The organism is Rhodobacter sp. NSM (assembly GCF_052244495.1).
Taxonomy (GTDB): domain Bacteria; phylum Pseudomonadota; class Alphaproteobacteria; order Rhodobacterales; family Rhodobacteraceae; genus Cereibacter_A.
Genome location: NZ_JBQPXH010000003.1, coordinates 141,403 through 159,769, shown reverse-complemented (window position 1 = coordinate 159,769; position 18,367 = coordinate 141,403). Strand labels below are relative to the sequence as shown.

General features: G+C 70.1%; 18 protein-coding genes. 8 read left to right on the top strand and 10 right to left on the bottom strand.

Annotated features, from left to right (window positions below):
- Positions 1-128: 128 nt before the first annotated feature.
- From fliM to ACTVZP_RS07800, 10 genes are all read right to left on the bottom strand, one after another.
- A complete protein-coding gene (gene fliM, locus ACTVZP_RS07845) occupies positions 129-1,100 on the bottom strand; it encodes a flagellar motor switch protein FliM (protein WP_443211591.1) in 972 nt (323 codons plus the stop codon).
- Between the two features lie 3 nt (positions 1,101-1,103).
- Positions 1,104-1,682: a flagellar basal body-associated FliL family protein gene (locus tag ACTVZP_RS07840; protein ID WP_443211590.1), complete on the bottom strand. Its 579-nt coding sequence runs from the start codon at positions 1,680-1,682 to the stop codon at positions 1,104-1,106.
- 10 nt (positions 1,683-1,692) lie between these two features.
- Positions 1,693-3,495 (bottom strand): flagellar hook-length control protein FliK, encoded by a 1,803-nt coding sequence (locus ACTVZP_RS07835; RefSeq protein WP_443211589.1) that lies wholly within the window; start codon positions 3,493-3,495, stop codon positions 1,693-1,695.
- Positions 3,496-3,564: 69 nt separating this feature from the next.
- Positions 3,565-3,975, bottom strand: a complete 411-nt coding sequence (locus ACTVZP_RS07830) for a flagellar biosynthesis protein FliJ (RefSeq protein ID WP_443211588.1) — start codon at positions 3,973-3,975, stop codon at positions 3,565-3,567.
- Between the two features lies 1 nt (position 3,976).
- The gene (locus ACTVZP_RS07825) at positions 3,977-5,305 is read right to left on the bottom strand and encodes a FliI/YscN family ATPase (RefSeq protein ID WP_443211587.1); all 1,329 of its coding nucleotides are present in this window, start codon (positions 5,303-5,305) and stop codon (positions 3,977-3,979) included.
- A complete protein-coding gene (locus ACTVZP_RS07820) occupies positions 5,302-6,186 on the bottom strand; it encodes a FliH/SctL family protein (protein WP_443211586.1) in 885 nt (294 codons plus the stop codon). Before ACTVZP_RS07820 ends, ACTVZP_RS07825 begins: the two co-directional genes overlap by 4 nt.
- 21 nt (positions 6,187-6,207) lie before the next feature.
- Positions 6,208-7,230 (bottom strand): flagellar motor switch protein FliG, encoded by a 1,023-nt coding sequence (gene fliG, locus ACTVZP_RS07815; protein ID WP_443211585.1) that lies wholly within the window; start codon positions 7,228-7,230, stop codon positions 6,208-6,210.
- A 1-nt stretch (position 7,231) separates the two neighbouring features.
- Positions 7,232-8,950, bottom strand: coding sequence for a flagellar basal-body MS-ring/collar protein FliF (gene fliF / locus ACTVZP_RS07810; RefSeq protein ID WP_443211584.1), 1,719 nt, complete (start codon positions 8,948-8,950; stop codon positions 7,232-7,234).
- Between the two features lie 19 nt (positions 8,951-8,969).
- Positions 8,970-9,293, bottom strand: a complete 324-nt coding sequence (fliE, locus tag ACTVZP_RS07805; RefSeq protein WP_443211583.1) for a flagellar hook-basal body complex protein FliE — start codon at positions 9,291-9,293, stop codon at positions 8,970-8,972.
- A gap of 13 nt (positions 9,294-9,306) precedes the next feature.
- Entirely contained in the window at positions 9,307-10,443 is a 1,137-nt protein-coding gene (locus ACTVZP_RS07800; RefSeq protein ID WP_443211582.1) for a sigma 54-interacting transcriptional regulator, read from the bottom strand.
- Between the two features lie 427 nt (positions 10,444-10,870).
- Between ACTVZP_RS07800 and ACTVZP_RS07795 the strand changes: the two genes are divergently transcribed.
- From ACTVZP_RS07795 to ACTVZP_RS07760, 8 genes are all read left to right on the top strand, one after another.
- Positions 10,871-11,176 carry a hypothetical protein gene (locus ACTVZP_RS07795; protein ID WP_443211581.1) on the top strand — a complete coding sequence of 102 codons (306 nt, stop codon included), beginning with the start codon at positions 10,871-10,873 and terminating at the stop codon, positions 11,174-11,176.
- A 168-nt stretch (positions 11,177-11,344) separates the two neighbouring features.
- Positions 11,345-12,544 (top strand): chemotaxis protein CheA, encoded by a 1,200-nt coding sequence (locus tag ACTVZP_RS07790; protein ID WP_443211580.1) that lies wholly within the window; start codon positions 11,345-11,347, stop codon positions 12,542-12,544.
- Complete coding sequence (locus tag ACTVZP_RS07785) at positions 12,541-13,350, top strand: CheR family methyltransferase (RefSeq protein ID WP_443211579.1); 810 nt, start codon at positions 12,541-12,543, stop codon at positions 13,348-13,350. The genes ACTVZP_RS07790 and ACTVZP_RS07785 overlap by 4 nt, the downstream gene beginning before the upstream one ends.
- Positions 13,350-14,498, top strand: a complete 1,149-nt coding sequence (locus tag ACTVZP_RS07780) for a protein-glutamate methylesterase/protein-glutamine glutaminase (RefSeq protein ID WP_443211578.1) — start codon at positions 13,350-13,352, stop codon at positions 14,496-14,498. Before ACTVZP_RS07785 ends, ACTVZP_RS07780 begins: the two co-directional genes overlap by 1 nt.
- Entirely contained in the window at positions 14,483-14,995 is a 513-nt protein-coding gene (locus ACTVZP_RS07775; protein WP_443211577.1) for a chemotaxis protein CheW, read from the top strand. The genes ACTVZP_RS07780 and ACTVZP_RS07775 overlap by 16 nt, the downstream gene beginning before the upstream one ends.
- A 3-nt stretch (positions 14,996-14,998) precedes the next feature.
- Positions 14,999-15,814, top strand: a complete 816-nt coding sequence (locus ACTVZP_RS07770) for a ParA family protein (protein ID WP_443211576.1) — start codon at positions 14,999-15,001, stop codon at positions 15,812-15,814.
- Entirely contained in the window at positions 15,811-17,853 is a 2,043-nt protein-coding gene (locus ACTVZP_RS07765; RefSeq protein ID WP_443211575.1) for a methyl-accepting chemotaxis protein, read from the top strand. The genes ACTVZP_RS07770 and ACTVZP_RS07765 overlap by 4 nt, the downstream gene beginning before the upstream one ends.
- 86 nt (positions 17,854-17,939) lie before the next feature.
- On the top strand, positions 17,940-18,344 hold the full coding sequence (locus ACTVZP_RS07760; RefSeq protein WP_443211574.1) for a response regulator: 405 nt from the start codon (positions 17,940-17,942) through the stop codon (positions 18,342-18,344).
- Positions 18,345-18,367 lie beyond the last annotated feature (23 nt).

Below are 18,367 nucleotides of genomic sequence, written 5' to 3'. Positions count from 1 at the left end.
GGCTGTGCCTCGGGTTGGTGTTCAGGGCGTGCACCGGCATCCGTGGCGCCGCTGCGGCAGAGGGCGCGCTGACCGGGCCTTCGCGGCCGGTCAGTTCGCAGGAAAGGCCCGTGAGGCCCGCGCCTGGATCAGGTGCGGGCACGGCGGCGCGTCAGGTTGAGCGCGGACTGGCCGCCGCGCTCGCCGGGCACCGCCTCGAAGATCGGCTGGCCCTCGACGAGAAGCGAGACGGCCTCGGTCAGCTGCACGGGCAGCACGTCGCCCGACTGGATCTGCATGAGCTGCCGGAGCGGCACCTCCGGCTCGCAGAGCCGTGCCGAAAGGGTGAGCGGGATCGAGAGGATCGCCCGCTCGAGCTTCTCGCGCCAGGTCCGGTCGTCGTCGACGAAATCCGACTGCATCCGCGAGCGGAGCTGCGACGAGATCGGCTTCAGCGTCTGGAGCGGGTAGAGGATGTCGAAGCTCGCAGGCTCGGTATTGGGCAGCTGCACCATGAAGGAGCAGTTCACCACCATGTCCTCGCCGTCCACGAAAGAGGCGAACTGCATCGACTCCTCGCGGCTGACCACCGAGAAGCTGAGCGCCATCAGGTCGCGCCACGCGACCTGCAGCGCGATGTTCAGCCGGTCGGTCACGAGTTCGATCACCCGTTGCTCGGTCGCGGTGAACTCGCTGCGCGTCGTGGGCAGGTGCCGGATCTGGCCGCCGTAGTAGCTGTCGGTCAGCAGCGAGATGAAAGGCGGCGGGATCACGATCATCTGGTTGCCGCGCAATTCCTCGATCCGGCTTGCCGTGATCGAGACGAAGTTGTCCTGGCTCGAGCGGTAGTCGTCGAAGCTGCGCACCTCGGGCGGGAACGAGGAGATCCTCGGCTGCAGGCGGAGCATCGGCAGGAAGACGTCGCGCGCCGTGCGGCAGAAGCGTTCGTTGATGATGCGCAGCGCGTGGTAGTCGCCGAGCAGGTTGAGGTCGTTCTCGCCGAAGGCAAAGGGACGGACTTCCTGTCCGTTCTCCATGCTCAGGCTTTCGCTCGCCTCCATGAGGTTGCCGACGAGGGCGGCGACCTCCTTGGACGAGAGTTTGCGCGGAGTGGCGGCCATGGTCTACTGCAGGATGAAGGAGGGGAAGAAGACGGCTTCGATGCCCCCGAAGCCCTCGAGTTGCTGGAGCCGCGCGTTGACGGCCCCGCGCAGCGCCTCGGCCAGCCGGTCGCGGCCCGCCTTGTCCTGCAGCTCCTCCTCCGAGAAGGTGCCGATGATGGCCAGCATGTCGGACCGCAGCGCGACCTCGTTGCGGGCCACGTTGTCCATGACCTTTTGGTCGTATTGCGTGGACAGGCCGATCCCCACCTGCAGGAAGCGGCGCGAGGCGCGCAGGTTCGTCGTCAGCGGCTCCTTGAACTGATAGTAGCTCGTGACGAAGGCTTCCTGCTCGGGGGTGGGGCGCGGCACCTTCTGGGGCGCGTCCGGATCCGGCTCGGCGGCGGCCTCGGCCGCGGCGGGCTCGCGCTCGATCAGGCGCATCACGTCCTTCGTGGGTGAGAGCGGATTGGCGAAATAGAAGAAGCCCGCGCCGAAGCCGAGGGCCAGCAGCACGGCCGACAGGACGAGAAGGCCCAGGGCGCGCAGGAGGCCGCGTCCGCGGCGGGGCTTGGTCTCTAGGGTTGCGGTGGCGTCGGTCACGGTGGGGTCCTCAGGCGATCAGGTTGACGAGCCCCGCCGCGCGGGCGGCCGGCTCGGAGGGCTCGGGCACGGGGCGGAACGCCCTGTGCCGGGGGCTGTTGTCGGGGATCTCCTGCCGCGCGCCGGTGTCGCCCTGTCCGGCCTCGTGCCGGGCAAGCGAAAGGCCCTGCCGTTCCAGCAGGTCGGCGAGGCGACCCTCCTGACCCGACAGGAGACGCGCGGCGTCCGCCGTTTCGGTCACGAAACTCACCTGCGCCGCACCGTCGCGCATCTCGACGCGGATGCGCAGGCGGCCGAGGGTCTCGGGCGTGAGCACGATCTCGATATCCGAGGCACCGGTTTCGGCGGCTTCGACCAGCAGGTCCTGCACCTCGATCGGCCAGTCGGGATCGAGAAGGGAGAGCGTCTCGCCGGGCAGCGGATCTGCCGCCTGAACCTCGGTCCCCTCGGGCCGCAGGTCTGCCACGCGCGCGGCGACATCGGCTGCGGGGGCAAGGCCCTCCGGCTCGGCGCGGTGTGGCGCGGCAGGGGCTTCGACCTGTTCCAGCGCCGCCTCGAAGGAGATCGTTGCGCTGGTCGGTGTCGCTTCGCCGGGCTGGGCCGGCCTGCTGCCGGGCACGTTCTCGACATCCGGCGCAGTGGCGGGCCGGCGGGATACGCTGGTGGTCGCGGGCTCCACCTGCTTGGGCTGGGCAGCCGGGAGGCTGTCGGTGTGGATCGGCGGAGCCGCATTCGAGGGAACTGCCGGTGCCGCCACCACCTCGGGTGCCCGCACCGGGCCGGCGGATCGCCGGGATGGCTCCGTCGCCACGCGCGGACCCATGGCATGAGCGGCCGGAGGTGCAGCCTCCTGCACCTGCACGACGCTTTCGGCGGCAGGGTCCTGAACGATCGCCGCGGCAGGCTCGGGCAGCGGCGCCCGGCCGACCGAGGATCCGGCGGAGGCGACAACGGGACGAGCATCGGGACGACCATCGACCGGACGGCCTTGCCTGCCTGAAGTCTGCGCCACAACCGCCCCATCGGCAGCATGGGCCGCGGCTCGAAGTTCCGGACCGCCGGGCCGTGCAGATCCGGCTCCATCGGCAGCATGGGCCGCGGTCCGGAGTTCCGCGCCGCCGGGCCGTGCAGATCCGGCCCCATCGACAGCCATGCCGTCCGCCGCCTGCCTGACCTCGGCCGCGACCCCCTGCGGGGGCGCGGCCGTCGCGGCGGCCGCGGGTATCGGCGCTTGCGGCGCCGGGGTGACCTGCACCTCGCGGGGCGCGACCGTCGCAAGGTCCGTGGGATCCGCTGCCTCAGGGAGGGGATCCGCCTCATCGGCCGGAGTGCCGTCTTCCCCCTCGACGGTGGTCCGGGGAAGTGCGGGCGCGAGGGTGGCCTGCGGCAATGCCACCGGGGGGAGGACCTGCACCGCGGCGCGGTCAAGGCTCGCTGCTGCATCCGGTGCGACAGGAGGCGCCGCGTCGGTGCGCGTGAGGGAGATCTCCTCGCTCGGCCCGCCAATGGGAGCGACGACCGTTTTCTCTGCCGGAAGGACGGCACGCGGGAGCGAGGGCAGCAAGATGCCGGAAGGGCCTGTGGCCGGCGTGTCAGCGCCGGTCGGTCGGATCGCCGCATCCGGGAGCGGCGGAAGGTCGAAGGAGAAGCCGTCCGCGTCACCCGGGAGGGGCGGGAGGCTCTTGCCGCCCTCGACCGGCGGCGCGCTGTTCTCGGCGAGCAGCGCCGCGAAGAGCCCCGATGCGCCGGTGGCGGCAGCAGCCGGCCCGGCGGGGGCGCGCCATTCCTGTGCTTGTACCTCGGCGACCTTCATCCCTGCCTCCTGATCCACGGCTCCGATTGCAAGTTCGGTGCCAGACCTGCCCTCGGGCGAATGCCGTTCCTATCCCCGGCGCAGCGCGGGGCGGGCGGCCTCGGCGCGGGCCAGCCGCTCCTCGGCCTCCGCGGCGCGGGCGGTTGCCGCCGTCTCCTGCATCAGCCGCGTCCGGTGGTCCTGCCGGGCCATTTCGGCCTGGGCGGCAATGAGGGCCGACGACAGTTCGGCTGTCCTCGCCGCGCTGCGCTCGGCTTGCTCGGCCACCTGCAGCGTCAGGCGGTGGGCGCGAAAGAGATCCGCCGCGGCGAGTGGACCGGGCGCCGCATCCCGGCGGCTCTCCAGCATCTGCGCCAGCCGCTCCGAGATCTGTTCGGCTTCGGCATGGCGGTCCCGCGCCTCGCGCAGGGCGCCCTGCGCCTTCATCAGCCGCACCGTCTCGCGGCGCGACATCAGGGAGAGAAGGTGGCTCTTGGTCATGCTACAGTCCCGTCAGGGCCAGCAACGCGGCGCGGCTGGCGTCGAAGTCAGAGGGTTCGTGCGGAGCCTGGCCGATCAGGTCTCGGATCTTCGGCCACAGCTGCACCGCCTGGTCCAGATCCGCGTCCTGCCCGGGGGCATAGCCGCCCATCAGCATCAGGTCGCGGTTGTCGGTGTAGAGCGAGATCAGCTGCCGAAGACGGGCGGCAGCCTTCCGGTGGCGTTCGTCCACGACGTCGTTCATGGTGCGGCTGACGGAATGGGGGATGTCGATGGCCGGATAGAGCCCCATCTGAGTCTGCCGCCGCGACAGCACGAAATGGCCGTCGAGGATGGCGCGGGCGGTGTCCACCACGGGATCGTTCGTCGTGTCGTCGCCATCGGCGAGCACGGTGTAGATCGCGGTGATCGCGCCCTCGCCGGGCAGGCCCGGACCCGTGCGCTCGATCAGCCCCGGGATCATCGAGACGACCGAGGGCGGGTAGCCCTTGGCGGTCGGCTGCTCGCCGAGGGCAAGCCCCACCTCGCGCTGCGCATGGGCCACGCGGGTCAGGCTGTCCATGATCAGCAGCACCTGCTTGCCCCGCGCCCGGAAATGCTCGGCGATCGCGGTGGCGCGGCGGGCGGCCCGCAGCCGGAGGAGCGGCGAGCGGTCGGCCGGCACGGCCACCATGCAGAGCTTCTTCGCGGCCTCTCCCTTCATGACCGAGGCCGCAAAGGCGCCGACCTCTCGGGCGCGTTCGCCGATCAGGCCCACGACGATCACGTCGGCGACGGTGTAGCGGGTCATCATCTCGATGAGGACGGACTTGCCCACGCCCGATCCCGCGACGATGCCGATGCGCTGCCCCTGTCCCACGGTGAGCGCCGCGTTGATCGCGCGAACGCCCACGTCGAGCGGGCGGCTGACCGGTGTCCGCGCGAGCGGGTTCATCGGGCGGCCGGCGAGCGGCCATTCCTCGTCACAGTCCGGCGCGGGCAGGCCGTCGAGCGGCGCGCCCTCGGCGTCGATCACCCGCCCCAGAAGTTCCGGACCCACGGCTGCCATCTGTCCGCCGGGCACGAGGCGCACGCGTGCGCCGGCGATGACCGGGGCGCGCATCTGGTCGAGGAAGAGGAGGTTCCGGCCCTTCGAGAAGCCGATGACCTCGCCCTGCACCTCGGACCCGTCCTCGGTCGCGACCCGGCAAAGCGCGCCGGGGCTTGCGGGGAAGCCCGCGCATTCCAGCATCAGCCCGTCATAGCGCGAGACGCGACCCGTGACCTCGGGCGCCTGCCGATGGGGCAGGTGGGCCAGGTGATGCGAAAGTCCGTCGATCAGCGCGTTCATCTTGCAGCCGCGCCCCCCGCTTGAGCGGAGGCGGCAGCCGGCCCTTCGGACTTGTCCTTTCCAGGCGTTGGCGTGAGGTCCGCGCCGCCGTCCTCCGTCGAGGCCGGCAAAGCCACGGCTGACGGGCCGGCACCGGACGGGGCCTGCGCCGTGTCCGCATCGGATGCGGCTGCACCCGCCGCGGCGCGCGGCTCGGGCGGCACGCCGATCAGGTCGGCAAGGACGATCCCGTCCGCCCTGACCTCCACATCGCCGCGCGCAAGCCGCGGATCGGCCGAGATCCGTGCCTCGGCCAGCAGGTCGGAACCGCCGACATGCGGTGCCACGGCCCGCAGGTCCTCGGCGTTGAGGCGGATGCTCACCTGGCGCAGGCCCTGCGCGACCCGGTCGGCCAGCCCTTCCACCCGTGCGGCGAAGGCCTCGGGATGCGCGTCGATGGACAGACCCGCCCGCTGGCTCGCGAGCGTGCGGACGGCCGTGTCGATCATGGCGGCCAGTTGCGCCGTATCGGCGGGCGTGGGCGTCGAGAGGCGCGCGGCCAGCCGCAGGAACGTCTCGCGCGCCTCGGCGAGCGCGGCCTCGGCTTCGCGGCGGCCCGAAGCCTGTCCCTCCGCCAGTCCCTCCGCCCGGCCTTCGCGCCGCCCCTCGGCACGCGCGGCCTCGAGCAGGGCCGGATCCGGCGGCGGAGGCGGAGCGGGCGCCGGCGGCTCCTCGGGTTCGGCGATGACCAGTGCCGCCTCTTCGGGCGCCACGCCCCGCACCAGCCCGGCAAGCGGGGTGGCGCGGAACGGCCCCGCGGGCTCGCGCACCGGCACGGAAGAGCGGCCGAAGCCGCGCGCGTTCGTCTCGCGGATCAGCGCGAGCACGTCGTCGGGTCCCATGGGCGCCTGCGCGTTCATGCCTTACACCATCTGTTCGCCGCCGCGGCCCGCGAGCACGATGGTGCCCTCGTCCGACAGCTGCCGCGCCGTTGCGATGATCTGCTTCTGCGCCGCCTGCACGTCTGTCAGACGCACCGGACCCAGCGCGTCCATCTCGTCGCGGATGTTGGCCGCGGCCCGCGTCGACATGCAGCCGAGGATCTTCGCGCGCAGAATCTCGTCGGCGCCCTTCAGCGCGAGCACCAGCGCCTCGTTGTCCACCGACCGGAGAAGCGTCTGCAGCGACCGGTCGTCGGACTTGATGAGGTTGTCGAAGACGAACATGTTGTCCTGGATCGCCTGCATCAGGTCCTTGTCGTCCTTGCGGATGTCCTTGAGGATCCGCGCCTCGGTCGCCGTGCGGGTGAAGTTCATGATCTTGGCCGCCGCCTTGACGCCACCGATCTGCGAGGCACGCATGGTGGTCGAGGCCTTGAACTTGCGCTGCATGACCTGCTGGAGATCGGCCAGCGCCTCCGGCTGGACGGTGTTGAGCGAGGCGATGCGCTGGATCACCTCGGGCTGGATCTCTTCGGGCAGCAGCGCCAGCACCTGGGCTGCCAGCGCGTGATCAAGGCAGGCGACGGTCAGCGCCATGATCTGCGGATGCTCGTCCACCAGAAGTTCGGCGATCGAGGGCGCGTCCATCCAGTCGAGAATCTCGAGCGGGCGATCGGAAGCCGACTGGCCGATGCGGCTGATGACCGTCTCGGCCTTGTCCTCGCCGAAGGCGGCCGACAGCACGTTGCGGATGTAGCCCGCCGCGCCGAAGCCGAGCCCGGTCTGCAGGCGCAGCGTCTCGAGGAAGTCCTCGAGCACCAGGCTCAGCGTGTCCTGATCCACGCCGCGGACGGTATACATTGCGGTGCCGAGGTGCTGCACCTCGCGCGGGGAGAGGTTGCGCATGATCTGTGCGGCGGTCGTCTCGCCGAACAGCATCAGCAGGATCGCAGCCTTCTGCGTTCCGGAAAGCGTCTTGAAATTGGCGGCGGCGGCTTTCGACATCTCAGTTCACGGTATCGAGCTCGGTGGAGATCATCTGTCGGAAGGTCGTGGCGATGCGGCCCGCGTCCTCCTCGACCAGCTTGCGGATCACGAGGATCTGCTCCTCGTGGCTGCGGGCCGCGTCGAGCATGTTCTTCGTGAGCGCCCCCTGCCGGGCCTTCAGGCGCGCACGGACGTCATCGAGGCTCTCGCCCTCGCCGACCTCGACGGCTGCTTCCTCGGGCGTCAGGGGCAGCGCACCGGCCGCGTTCGGGGCGGGCAGCAGGACGCGGTTCAGGATCGGGCGCACCACACCGAGCGCCACGACGGCGAGGGCTGCGAGCAGGAAGGCCTGCCGCGCGAGATCGGCCACCCAGGGTTGCGAGGTCCAGCCCGGCGCTTCCGGCAGGATCGTGTCGAGGAAGGGCTGCGCCGTGATCGTGACCACGTCGCCGCGCGTTTCGTCGAAGCCGATGGCCGAGCGGGTGAGGCGGTCGAGGTCGTCCTTCAGTGCCTCGGGCAGCAGGGGCGGCGGAGGCGTTTCCGCGTCGGCCGGAGCATCCTGCGGCTGGGCGCGGACCACGACGGCCGCGCTGACGCGGGCGATGCGTGCAGTGGCGGGCAGGGTGGTCTCGACCTTGCGGCTGATCTCGAAGTTGCGGGTCGAGTTCTCCGAGCGGCTGCGGAGGGCAGGGGCCGCGGCCCCCGCCTGCGTCGGCGGCGCGCCCGCGTCGAGAGCGGCTTCGGCCGGAGGCGAGTTCGAGACGGCCCCGGGGATGCCCTTCGCCTGCGGATCGGCATTCTCCTCGACCTGGCTCTGCTCGGACAGGACTGCGGTGCGCTCGGGATCGACCTGCTCCTCGCGGATCTCCTGCCGCGTGAAGTCCATGTCGATGGTCACCTGCACGGCGAGGTTGCCCGGCCCCGTGATCGGCGACAGCAGGCTTTCGATCCGGTTGCGGTAGAGCGTCTCCATCTGCACTCGGTGCTGGAGCTGGCGGTCGTTCAGCAGCACCGCGGGATCGTCGGATCCGCGCGAGAGCAGCCGGCCCATCTGGTCCACCACCGTCACGTCCTGCCGCGCCATGCCGGGCACCGAGGAGGAGACGAGGTTCACGATGGCCTCGACCTGCGCGCCGTCCATGGCGCGGCCGGGCGCGACCTGCAGGAAGACGCTCGCGCGCGGGGGCTGGCTGTCGCGCAGGAAGGCCGAACGCTCCGGCAGCGCGAGGTGCACCCGCGCCGCCGAAACCGATGAGATCTCGGTGATCGAGCGGGCGAGGTCCAGCTCCTGTGCCTGCCTCAGCCGCGCCGTCTCGACCGACTTCGAGGTGCCCATCGGCAGGTCGTTCAGCATGGCGTTGCCGTCGGGCAGGCCCTGCGGCAGCCCCTGCGCCGCGAGCAGCATCCGCGCGCGGTGGTAGTCCCCGCCCGGCACCGCGACCTCGCCGGTCCGCTCGTCGATCACCGCGGCGATCCCGCCGCCGGTGAGCGTGTCGATGACGCGGGACTTCTCGGCCTCGGGCAGGCCGGGGTAGAGGGTCACGCGCGACGGCTCGCGCATGAGGATCCAGCCGGCGAGCGCGAGAACCGTGACCGAAAGGATCACGATGGCGGGCATCGCGCGTCGCAGGCCCGGCTGGTCGCCGAAGTGCCGCAGTTGCGAAACCACGCCGCGCATCTGCGCGGCGAGCGGGTTCCCGGAGCCGCGCACCGCGGGAGGGGTGGGAGAGAGGGCCATCAGTCGCTTTCCCCGGAACTCAGACCGGCATGTTCATGATGTCGCGGTAGGCGCCGAGCGCCTTGTTCCGCACGTTGAGCGCAAGCTGGAACCCCAGCGACGAGACCTGCTGCGAGACCATCACCTCTGCCAGGTTGCCGCCTTCGCCGCGCTCGAAGGCCGAAGCCTTCTCGCTCGCCTCGTTCTGCGCCTTCGCCAGATCCTGGACCGCATTGCCGAGCCGCTCGCTGAAGGCAGGCGCCTGCGTGCGGTCGGTGGAGGAGACCGGCTCGGGCCGCTGGCTGGCCGAGACGGATTGGAGCCCCACCAGCGGCGAGGCGCCGGAGATGCCGGAGATGCTCATGACCTGCCTTCCGTCAGACGGCTGCCAGATGCAGCGAGCGCACCGGCAGTTGCGGCACGGCGTCGATCACGATGTCGGCTGCGGCGATGCGGCCGTCCTCGTGCAGCACCAGCGCCCGCTGGATGACGTTCTCGAGTTCGCGCACGTTGCCGGGCCAGTCATGGGCGAGCAGGACCTGCATCGCCTCGGGTGCGATCATGGGCAGGGCGACGTCCGCGGGGCAGTGACGGCGCAGCAGCGAGACCGCCAGCGCCGGGATGTCGTCCTCGCGCTCGCAGAGCGGCTTCGTCGTCAGCGGGAAGACGTTCAGCCGATACCACAGGTCCTCGCGGAAGCGGCGGGCACGGACCTCTTCGGGCATGTTGCGGTTCGAGGTGGCGACGATGCGCACGTCCACCGCCACTTCGGTCTGGCTGCCGAGCGGTGTGACCTTGCGCTCCTGCAGCACGCGAAGGAGCTTCGACTGCAGGCCCATCGGCATTTCCGACACTTCGTCGAGAAGAAGCGTGCCGCCTTCGGCCGCGCGGATGATGCCCTTGTTGGCGCCCGAGGCGCCGGTGAAGGCGCCCTTCTCGTGGCCGAAGAGCATGGCTTCCAGCATGTTCTCGGGAATGGCGGCGCAGTTGATCGCGATGAAGGGGGCGGCGGCACGACGGCTCGCCTCGTGCACCTTGCGCGCGAGCACCTCCTTGCCCGATCCCGTGGGGCCATTGATGAAGACGGTGACATCGGTGCGCGCCACGCGGGCCGCCAGATCGATCAGCGCACTGGTCGTCGCATCCGCCGCGACCATGGCCGACACCTGCGAAGCCAGCACGTCGGCCAGCGCCAGCAGGCCCGCGTCGCGATGCGCGGGCTGTCCCGTCGGGCGGGGCAGCGCCACGCGCAGCAGGCGGCCGCCCATCTCGGAGGAAACCGCGAGGCTGGCCGCTCCTTCCTCGACGATGACGATGGACCGCGCACCGGCCGCACGCGCCAGAGCGGTGACGCCGGGCGTTCCGCCAGAAGCCGCTTCATGGCGCGCCGAGCAGGCGAGAACGGCGGCTTGTCCTCCTTCGGGGCCCGACAGGCGGACGCGGCGGCGGGAGAGAAGACCTTCGACGGCGCTGGCTGCGGCGAAGTCGGTCCCGATGATCTGAATGGCGGCCATTTCTGCTCCTCGACGTTTCCTGCCTGTCACGCCCTGAGAGGCAGGGATCGTGCCACTTGCCGATCTGTCAGAGGAAATATTTCACCGGCGCGCTAAAACGCCTGCTCTGCAAGCCGATAGTGCATGGAATGCCGGGTGCAGTCCGAGGGCTGTCGAAAAATTGGCGCCACTTGCCGTCGGTGATCCGTCGGAACGGCGCAACTCGCGGTCCGAGCGAGTTTTTCCGACAGCACTTTCGGCTCTGGGGTGGACATGCAACCGGAAGAGGCACCGCCTTCCGTGCCTTGGTCCCATCCCTGGGCCCCGGCCTATCGCATCCCCCCCCATACGAAGGGATGTATCCGATCCATCCGTCCGCTCCCTCACATTCTTCGTGAATGCGCCGTTCCCCGTCCAACGGAACAAAGATTGCGGGGCCCCAAGCGTCATGTTGTCCAAGACCTATCACCTGAAGTTTCCCAGCCTCGATGCCGCACAGATCGCCGTGCCCTTCGTCATCGAAGCCCTCGGTAACGCCATTCCGACCTGCAACCTGAGCGGGTTGAACGTGCTGATCTCGAAGGAGGGCGACGTCTCGATAAACGTCTTCTTCCCGGCCATCGGGGAGCTGAAGAACTTCGAGAAGAAGCACGGCGGCTTCCTCGACACGATGAAGAAGACATTCCTGTTCAAGTCCACGGGCTTCGACGGTGTCTGCATCTTCAACTTCGACCGTAGCGAGGAAGCCGCCTGACGGCGGCCTTCCAGATCGACCTGATCCCATGCCAGCATCCGCTCCCCCTCTCGTCCCTGTCCGAAGGACCAGCCGCCCGGCCGCCGGAAGGGCGGCCTGTGCGATGCCGTGTCCGGACGGGTTCGCCGGCGGATCCGCCACGGCCCTGCGCCGCAAGCGGGGGCAGTCATGAGCGCCGCGATCGAAACCGGCGCCGACGGCGGGCTGATGCGCGTCTCGTCCGAGAAGATCGGACGCCTCATGGATCTCGTGGGAGAGCTGTCGCTGTCGGTGGCCGAGACGGTCCATTCGCCGGATCTGGCAGGCCTCGAACTCACGGCCTTCGATGCAGCCGTCCATCGCCTGACGATGATCGTCCGCGAGGTTCAGGACGCCGCGACCGAGCTTCGGCTGGTCCCCGTCGAGGAGGTGTTCAAGCGCCTGCGCCGCATGGTGCGCGAGCTGGAGCGCCAGACGGGCAAGAAGATCGAAATGGTGCTCGAGGGCGAGGAAACCGCCATCGACAAGCTGGTGGCCGACCAGCTTTATGATCCGCTGCTGCACGTCGTGCGGAACTCGGCCGATCATGGGCTCGAGCCTCCGGCCGAGCGGCTGGCCGCGGGAAAGACGGAAGTCGGACGCATCACGCTCTCGGCGGCGCAGGTGGGATCGGAGGTGCGGATCACCGTCGCCGACGACGGCCGCGGCCTGTCGCGCGAGAAGATCCTGAAGCGGGCGCGCGAGCGCGGCCTCTTCGGCCCGGACGAAGAACCCGAGCCTTCGGTGCTCTGGAAGGTGATCTTCCAGCCCGGTTTCTCGACCGCCGAGGCGGTGACGAACCTCTCCGGTCGGGGTGTCGGCATGGACGTGCTGAACACCACGATGACCGCGCTGCGCGGCCGCATCGGCGTCGAGAGCGCGGCCGGCGAAGGGAGTCAGGTCTCGCTGCACATCCCCGTATCGCTCGCCTTTCTCGACTGCATCATCCTGCGCCTCGGCGCACGGCTCTATGCGCTGCCGATCGACGTCGTGTCCGAGATCGTCCAGCCGGCGCCGCAGGACGTCATGGGCGTGGGCGCCGCCGGCGGCTCCGAGATGCTGCGGCTTCGCGGGCGCTGGATTCCGGTCTGCCGGCTCGAGCGCTTCTACGACGAGTTGGACGCCGAGCTGCGTCCCCTTTCCTCGCAGGTGCTGGCCGTGGTCGGCACCGCTGGCGGCCTCATCGCCGTGCCGGTGGACGAGGTGCTCGACCGTCAGCAGGTGGTGATGAAGCCCCTCACCGGCCGCCTAGCGCGCGTCCGGGCAAGCTGGGGCTGCGCGCTGCTCGGGACGGGCGAGGTGGCGCTCGTCCTCGACGGGAACCGCCTCGCGGCAGGGGGTGGGGCATGACCGTCCGAGAGGAAGCCGGCTACGAGGCGATCCGGGTCTGGCTCAGCCGGCGCTGCGGCATCGCCTATCCTGAACACAAGGGCGAACTCCTGCGCCAGCGGCTGACCCGCGTCAGGCGCGCCTACGACTTCGGCAGCCTTGCCGACATCGCCATCCGCCTGAACGCGCAGGGCTCGCACGAGCTGGAACTCGCGGTCATGCATGCGGCCTCGACGAACCACACCTACTTCTGCCGCGAGCCCGACGTGCTGGACGCTTTTCGGGCGATGGTGCTGCCGGTGCTCTCGCGCCGCGACGAGATCCGGATCTGGAGCGCCGCCTGCTCGAGCGGCGACGAGGTCTACACGATCGCCATGATGATCGCCGAGACGCTGGGGCCGGAAGGTCTCGCCAGGACACAGATCCTCGGCACCGACATCAGCGCGCCCATGGTCGAGCAGGCCGAGCAGGGGATCTACCGTCGCCGCCATCTCGAACAGGTGCCAGATGCGGTCCTGCGCCGCTGGTTCGTTCCCCTCGGAGGCGACAGCTACCGCGTGGCGCCCGAGATCGCGGCCGCCTGCACCTTCCGCAGGATGAACCTCAAGACGCGGCCCTTTCCGTTCCGCAAGCCGTTCCAGGCCATCTTCTGCCGCAACGTGCTCTACTATTTCGACCGCGCCGACCAGGCAGAGACGCTCCGCGCGCTCCACGATGCGACCGAGCCGGGCGGCTGGCTCGTGACAAGCGTCACCGAAAACCTGCGCGACCACGACACCGGCTGGCGCTCCATCGGCGGCGGGCTCCATCAGAAGGAATCCGGCTGATGGGCCGGCCTCGTTTGAACCCCGTGCTTGAGCCGTGCCAGGAGGGTCGCACCCGCGTCCTGATCGTGGACGATTCCGCGATGGTGCGGCAGGCGCTTGCGCTCGGGCTCGGGTCGGATCCGCGGCTCGAGGTGGTGGGGACGGCCTCGAATGCCGCCGCCGCCCGCGAGCGGATGGACGAACTGAAGCCCGACGTGGTGACGCTCGACCTCGAGATGCCGCAGATGGATGGCCTCACCTTCCTCAGGAGCTACATGGCCACCGCGCCTGTGCCGACGGTCGTGATCTCCTCGCTCACGCGAGCGAGCGGCGAGATCGTGATGCGCGCGCTGGAGGCAGGGGCCGTCGACATCGTCTCGAAGCCGTCGCTCGGCGCGGGGCAGGGACTGCCCGCGATCATGCGCGACATCTGTGCGCGCGTCTGGACCGCGGGCCGTGCGCGCCCGGCCGTGCCGTCTGACACGGTGCCACAGCCGATCCAGCCCGGCGTGCGCGACGGCTGGATCCATGCCCTTGGCGCATCGACGGGCGGCGTCCAGGCGCTGAGCCGCATCCTGCCCTTCTTCCCGGCCGGCTCGCCGGGCATCGTCGTGGTCCAGCACATGCCGCTGGGTTTCACCGCGCCTTTTGCCCGCCGCCTCGACGCCATCTGCCGGATGCGCGTCCGAGAGGCGATCGACGGCGATCTCGTGCTTCCCGGCCTCGCGCTGATCGCGCCGGGCGGGCTGCGTCACATGGAAATCGAGCGTTGCGCCGAGGGCCTGCGCGTCCGTCTCGTTGCGGGCGAGCCTGTCTGCTACTCGCGCCCCTCGGTCGACATGCTGTTCACCTCGATTGCGCGCGTGGTCGGCGCCCAGGCATCCGCCGCCCTCCTGACGGGCATGGGCCGCGACGGAGCGGCGGGTCTTCTCGCCATAAGGCGGGCGGGAGGACGTACTTTCGCTCAGGATGAGGCGTCCTCGGTCGTCTACGGCATGCCGCTTGCAGCGCGCGACCTCAAGGCCGCCGACGAGATCCTGACGCTCGACGATATCCCCGCCCGAATGATGCTGGCCTCGGCGGCGGACGCCTGGGGACAAACCCAAGCGACCGGCCAGAACTGGCGAATGACTGAACGAGAGGAGACGGCGACATGGCCCAAGATCTGACCGGCACCGCCAGTATCGAGGGCAAGTCGCTCTCGGACACGGACAACGTGGACAACATGTATCTCACCTTCGCCCTGGGCGGCGAGGAATACGGCGTCGGCATCGGCGGCGTGACCGAGATCGTCGGCATGCAGCGGATCATGGGCGTGCCGGACGTGCCCGCCTGGATCAAGGGCGTCATCAACCTGCGCGGCAAGGTGATCCCGCTGCTCGACGTGCGGCTGCGCTTCGGCATGCCCGAGCGCGCCTATGACGAGCGGACCGTGATCATCGTGCTCGACGTGGCCGAGGCGCCGGTGGGGCTGATCGTCGACGGGGTGAGCGAGGTGCTCGACATCCTGCCCGCGCAGATCGACCGGCCTGGACAGTTCGGCCGCGGAGGGCGGAGCCCGGTGATGGGCCTCGCGCGGGTGGGCGAACGGGTGACGATCCTCCTTGACGCCGAAGTGCTGGTGGCCGACGGCGATCTCGCGCTTCCAGCGGATCTGGTGGCCTGACCCATGCGGGTGATGATCTGCAACCAGAAGGGCGGCGTCGGCAAGACGACCACGGCCGCGAACCTCGGGGCCGCGCTGGCGCGTGCAGGCGCGGGGCGGGTCCTGCTTGTGGATCTCGATCCGCAGATGCACCTGACGGCGGGCCTTGGCCTGTCCACCGAGGACGCGGACTGGACGGTCACCGACTGGCTGGCCGGTCGGCCGGGCGAGCCGCTTGCGGTTCCGGGCGAGCCGGGCTTGTGGATCGTGCCCGGCGCCTTCGAGCCCGCGCTGCTGCCTGCGCAGGACGCCTCAATGCCGCTCGCCTCCGGGACGGCCGACGATGCGGGGAGTGCGGGCAAGGACGAGTCCACAAGTCCGGCCCCCGAGGGGCATGACGCGCAGGCCTCCCGCTTCGACTGGGTGCTGATCGACGCGCCGCCGAGCTGGTCCGAGGCCATCGCCGCGCTTATGCGCCGGGCCGATCTCGTGATCTGCCCGCTCGAGCCCGACTTCCTCGGGCTGCAGGGCCTCAACCGGCTTCTGCGCACCATGCAGGGCGCGGGCCTCGACTGGAGCCGCCTGCGCCTGCTTGCCACGCGCGCCTCGGACCGGCTGGCCGTCCACCGAGAGGTGCGCGCACGCCTCGCCGAGCGGTTCGGCGAGAGTTTCCTGCCGGTCGCCATCCGCTCCTCGGTCAAGCTTGCCGAGGCGCCGGGGCGCGGCCTGACCATCTTCACCCATGCGCCCGCCAGCACAGGTGCGGCCGACCATGCGGAGCTCGCCCGTCTGCTGATGCAGACCGGGCGCCGCGCCAGACGAAAGGGAACCAGGACATGACACGCCGCCCCAAGACGACCGCCCCGGCGCCGGCCGCGGCGCCCCGCCTGACCAATGACCCGCTCGACTGGCTCGCGCCCGCGGGCCCGGCCCTCGGAGAGACCCCTCCGGGGTCCGAGGTGCCCGCAGTCGAGCAACCCAAGCCTGCGGTCGCACGGAAGAAGCCCGGTCCCGCCGCGAAGGCAGCGCCCGCGAAGGCGCGCGCCAAGCCTGCGGCGCCGGCGAATGCCCGCGATCCGAAAGACACTCCGCCCCGCTCCGACCAGCCGACCGTGGCCCCTACGAGGACCAAGACGATGCCCGACCGTGAAGACCCGAAAGTCACCCCCCGCCAGATCCTCGACCGCACGGAGGTCGAGCGGCTACTGGCGGACATGAAGGCGATGGCCACAGCCCATGTCCAGGGCGAGATCGAGCATTACATGGATCCCGCCGCCTATTCCGACGACCTGGGCGCCGTCGCCCGGCTCGTGAACGAGATGGTTCAGAGCCACATCGGCACCATCGGCGAGGCGCTCACCTGCTTCCGGCAGATGGGCGAGGGCAACCTTGACGCGCCGGTCTCGCGCTTCCCGGGCGGAAAGTCGGCCGCGAACGACGCGATCGAGGCCGTCCGCGCCAATCTCAAGCACGCCGCCGCGGCCGCCGAGGCCTCCGATCAGCAGATCAACCGGCTGCTGGCCGAAGTGAAGACGATGTCGGCCTCGCACGTCGCCGGTGACGTGGACAAGCGCATGAACGCGGCCGCCTATCCGGGCGAGCTTTGCCATGTGGCGGAGGCGCTCAACGAGATGGTGGACAGCCAGGTCCAGTCGATGGAGGAGGCCGTTGCCTGCTTCGAGGCGATCGGCGAGGGCAACTTCGACGCGCCGATCCGGCAGTGGCCGGGCAAGAAGGCAATGGTCAACCGCGTGATCGACCGGTTCCGGGCCAACATGAAGGCGGTCACCGCCGAGGTCGCCATGCTCTCGGACAGCATCGTCGAGGGACGTCTCGACAGCGAGGTCGACCTCAGCAAGTTCTCGGGCGACTTCGTCGAGATCGTGCGCTCCTTCGAGCGGACCTATGCCAGCCTGAACGGCGTCTTCCGGTCGCTCTCGGTCCAGCTCGAGCAGACGGCGCAGACGGTGTCGCAGGTGAGCCAGGCCTCGCAGTCGCTGGCGACCAACTCGGCCGTGCAGTCGTCGTCGGTGGACGAGGTTTCCGCCTCGGCCGAGGAGACCGACAGCCAGGTCAAGGCCAACGCCGCCGCCGCACGCTCGGCAAGCCTGCTGGTCGAGGGCGCGGCCACGGTGGCCGCCGACGGCCGCGAGAAGGTCACCGAGATGGTGCAGGCGATGGAGGGCATCCGCGTTTCGTCCCAGGGTATCGCGAAGATCATCAAGGTGATTGACGAGATCGCCTTCCAGACCAACCTGCTCGCCCTGAACGCGGCTGTCGAGGCAGCGCGCGCCGGGCAGCACGGACGGGGCTTCGCGGTCGTGGCTCATGAGGTGAGGAACCTTGCCGGCCGTTCGGCGAAGGCCGCGCGCGAGACCTCGGAGCTGATCGAGGATGCCGGCACACGGGTTCAGGCCGGTGTCCGGATCGCGACGGAGACCTCGCGCTCCTTCGTCTCGATCGTGGACGACATCGAGAAGGTGAAGGTGCTCGTGCAGGACATCTCGCGCGCCTCGGACGAGCAGACGCGCAACGTGGCCCAGATCTCGAGCGCCATCGGCGAGGTCGCCAAGTCGGCGCTCTCGACCAGCCAGCAGGCGGACGAACTCGCTTCTTCGGCGACGCAGATGCAGGCCGCGACCGAGGCGATGCGGACCGAGATCGGGCGCTTCAAGCTGCGTCAGCTGCGCGAGCTGACGGCGCAGCTTCCCGCCCTCGACGCTTTGCCGCCCGAGATGCTCGCCCAGTTGCAGCAGATGGTGGCCGCCCAGATGGGCCTGCCCTCGGCGCGTCCGATCACGGCACCCTCCGCTGCGGCCGGCCGTCCCAACGGCGCCCACTGCAGCGACCGCGACGAGCGCGGCTTCGCCGACTTCTGAGACCTGCGCCGGACCCCCCCGGTCCGGTGCCGCCCCCACTTCGCGCCGCACCCTCCCGTCCGGCGCCGCCAACCACGGAGAAAGCCATGCCCTTCAACGTCATGATCGTGGATGATGCCGCCATGATGCGGCTCTACATCGCGAGCTTCATCAAGACCCTGCCCGACTTCAAGGTGGTGGCGCAGGCTGCCAACGGGCAGGAGGCGCTCGACAAGCTCGCAGCGCAGCCCAACGTCGACCTGATCCTGCTCGACATCGAGATGCCGGTGATGGACGGGATGGAATTCCTGCGCCACGCCAAGCTCAAGACCCGCGCCAAGATCTGCATGCTGTCCTCGGTCGCCGTCTCGGGCTCGCCGCACGCCGCCCGCGCCCGCGAGCTCGGTGCCGACGGCGTCGTGGCCAAGCCCTCGGGCACGGTCTCGCACGACCTCGAGGAGAAGACGGGCGACGAACTCGCGCGCACCATGCGGACGCTGATGGCCGCCTGAGGCGGTCCGCAAGAAGGGAGGCA